This window comes from Zongyangia acetica, assembly GCF_038739695.1.
In the GTDB taxonomy this organism is placed as follows: Bacteria; Bacillota; Clostridia; order Oscillospirales; family Ruminococcaceae; genus Zongyangia; species Zongyangia gallinarum.
In genome coordinates, this window is record NZ_JBBEWN010000033.1 from 1 (window position 1) to 3427 (window position 3427).

3 protein-coding genes are annotated in these 3427 nt (G+C 49.8%); all 3 read right to left on the bottom strand.

The genetic code is table 11. The features are described 5' to 3' along the window. A partial coding sequence (locus WGC32_RS14840; RefSeq protein ID WP_342683035.1) for a minor capsid protein occupies positions 1 to 1051 on the bottom strand: 1051 nt, incomplete at its 3' end. After that, positions 1005 to 2366, bottom strand: coding sequence for a phage portal protein (locus WGC32_RS14845; protein WP_342683038.1), 1362 nt, complete (start codon positions 2364 to 2366; stop codon positions 1005 to 1007). The genes WGC32_RS14840 and WGC32_RS14845, both read right to left, overlap by 47 nt. A 1-nt stretch (position 2367) precedes the next feature. Then, positions 2368 to 3427: terminase large subunit domain-containing protein (locus WGC32_RS14850; RefSeq protein ID WP_342683037.1), on the bottom strand; the 1060-nt coding region annotated here is incomplete at its 5' end.

Genomic DNA, 3427 nt, shown 5'->3' on the forward strand with positions numbered 1-3427 from the left:
TAGACTCCTGATTTTTTATATCTTTCTCTGCAAAAAACTGTAAGTCTATCTTTAGCATATCTTCCTTTTTATTAATTATACCATCATCCACCCGCTTTGCAACCGTTTCCGCCCGCTTTCTCTCTCCGGAATGCTTGGCTACATAATCGTCGATCCATCTGTCCCAGTCATCCACGACGATCTCCCAGGAACAGCGGCACCACGGGTGGATAGGCGGGAAGTTTACCCCTGGCTGGCGGTCTTTAATTTCAAATACCTGTCTTGCCAGGCTCCTGCAGATCGGGCAGGTACGCCCATCCATGACAGGGGAAAGCCGGTACCTCTCAAAATCCTCCGTAAACGGCTGCATGGAGCTTTCCGCCATGACGTAAGTCCCCTCGGTGAAGATCAGCCGGTAAGCGTCCCGGCGATTGACATTGCTGAAACGTTTGCGCAGCTGCCTCACCAGCTTGTCATAGCTGTCGCCTCTCGCAAATCCCTGGGCAATATCCTGGTTGAGATACTGGGCCAATTTCCTGGTGTCGTTCCATATACGCGTTGAAAAGTTTTCCCCATTACACCAAGGCACATCTACAAACTGCTTCACTACCGCTGCATTGATGGCATAAAAGCTTTTTCCGAATCCCAGGGTTTCCATGGCCATGTTAACACCTTTTTGAGATAAACCAGTCAGATAGGTGGTCATCTGCTCGCTTGTGTATCCGGCAATGTTGGCCTCCTCCATGAATACGGAGTATTGCAGCCCTTCCAGTCGGTTGAGCCGGTAAATAGTCTCCCGTACCGGCATAAGATCAGCGTACCGAGGGTACTTCCGGGCAAATTCATCCATACGCTCTATGAGCAGCTGCCGGTCCTCGTCAGACAGGGACTCCAACAACCGGCGGTATTCGATGACATTATCCACGCCATATGTCTGATAATATGCGGCGATCTCCTTTTCCAACCGCTTGAATTCAGCGTCAAAAAAGGACGACAGCCGCTTTTTAAGCTTAGCCTCGTCCTTCTCAGCCGTTTGCTTCAGTTGTTCCTGTCGTCTCGTCCAGTACGACATCTTCTACCTCCACCGTTCGATTGGTCGGGAAACCATCTGTGATGCCTTCCTCCTCATCCTGTTTGATCTGTTCAATCTCCTGCTGTACATTGTCTACGCAGGACAGGATAGAAAGCTGTGTCTGCTGGCTGACAATTCCCGCAAGGTTTCCGGCGATCTGGGATTCTTCCAAAAGGTTGGAGGGAATATTCTGGGTGAACTGATAGGTCAGCTTGACCCAGTCGTCCTTCTTCATCCCGCTCACCGGGTTAGAGAATATCAGCATATAGCGCCGGTTCATGCCGCTGGTAAACTTCCGCTGCTTGGTCAGCGCCAAATTGCTCATAGCCTGCAGCTTGTATTTCAGCGCGATCCCGGAAGACGTCCCGAAATTCTCGTCTGAAATATTGGCTACCATGGAGATTTGGAAGATCAGTTTTTCCAACCGGTCGAGCAGATGCTCTTGGGAGGTGTCTCCGTCCGGCTTTTGGAGGAAATCGACTTCAAGCTGGCCATTATCGAGAAGGCCCTCAAAATTGATAATCCGGTTATCCCTGATTTCCTGCAAATTATCCGGCAGCACCTTCGCGCCGAGCACCTTTAGATAAGCGTCCGCAAAATACGCAACATCATTTGCCTTTTCGCTGACCGCTTCGTTGTACTCATTAATCATGGTAAGCACCGGTTCGAAAATCCCGATCTCTTCCTCGTTTTCTCGGTACTCTGTGGCAGGTACGCCTTCAAACCCATGGCTTTTTTCTTCTTCTGGTAGCCAGTGGAGTCCGCCTTCCATGGATAGATAGCGCACCCTGGTGTCATCCGATACGCTGACATAGACTATATCATCCGCGTCCTTATACACCCGGCAGAAGTATCTGGGCCGTTCCAGAATCGAGTCATCATAGATCATGAAGGCTTCTTCCGGCGGCAAGTAGGTAATGCCGATATTACCTAGATCATCCACATAGTACATCTCATAGGCCTTGCCATAGATGGAGCACATCTTTGACAACTCCGCGTTATTGTCGTCCTGGTCGTTGTATTGGTCCAGGAACTCCACATAATCCGCCACCGCTTTGTCCTCATCACACATGACTTTAATTGGAATCCCGATAAAAAAGCCGTTCATAGTATCAGTGATGTACTTGGCGAAGTTTACCGCGATCCGCTTGTCCGGTTTATATTCCGGTTTTGGCGGCAGGCCAAAGATTGGGTATCTTGTCATATAGGCGTCCATCAGCGGCTTATACCGGGCTCGCACCCATTCCTGGTGTTTGTTTAAAAACTCCCCCAGTTTTATAACGTCTAATTCTTCGTCGTTTGAAAGCCTAAATATATCAGATTCCTCCTTTCACAGGGTTATATCGGACTCCACCCATGTCACGCTCTATGGTGTATTCAAAAGCGTCCAGCGTGTCTATGTCTGTGCTTCCGTCGTCAAGGCGTTGTTCCTCCTGCACTTTGCTGTTATATACCGCGTCTTGCATGGCTTTTGATAGCGTTTCACAATCTTCCGTAATAAAAAAACGCCCAGCCCCCATGAGCTTGACGGTAAATTCAATGCGGTCGTGAATCCTCTTCTTCCACGCTGGTACAACAGTGAGGTATGGGTATACCTTCTGGCAGGCGTTTTCTACGCTCTGTCCGAGGACCGTCTCCGCGTTGTCCCAAAACGCGTATCTCGGTTTTCCGTACTTGGCTATCACGTCTCCCACAAACGCGAGAAAAAGATCGCTCAGCTTGTTTGCGTCTATCCCTTGTGGGAAATCCCGCTTCATGTGCTTCCGGCTCATCAGGGCATGATAGCAGCCGTTCCAAAGCACGGCTGTCGCTACAAAGGAGTGGCCGGAACCGTTGCCGCCAAAGTCAATTCCAATCCGGATTTCTTTAATGTCTTGCCTGTTAACAGTACGTTGAAAACGCCCTGGATTGTCAGCGAACAAGCGATAGATTGCGCCCTCCGCCCGCTTCCATCTTCCTTCCACCAGACGGTCATAATAAACCGTGCCGGCGTACTCCTTGCAAATATTCTCTACATATTCTTTTGGGAGAAAAGGGTTGTCAAACAGTCTATATTGCTGCAGATAAATATCGGCATCCGAGTCGATAAATTCCTTTAGCCAGTGGGTCGGGTTTTCCGGGTTGCAGGCGCCGTCAAAACAGCTGTATGGTTTGTCCAGCCGGGATTTAAGCATCTCGAATACTTCCCGGTTCCACTTGGCAATCTCATCGCCGTAGGCGTATTTGATGGATGCGCCCTGTACCTTGGCTACCTGGCTCACCTTTTCAGCACCCAGGCAATAGGTGTCCTCGCCGCATATTCTCGCAACATTGCGGTTATTGATTGTCCCGATCAATCCGGAGCCATATATCTCCCGCATAGGCTGCAGCACGTTT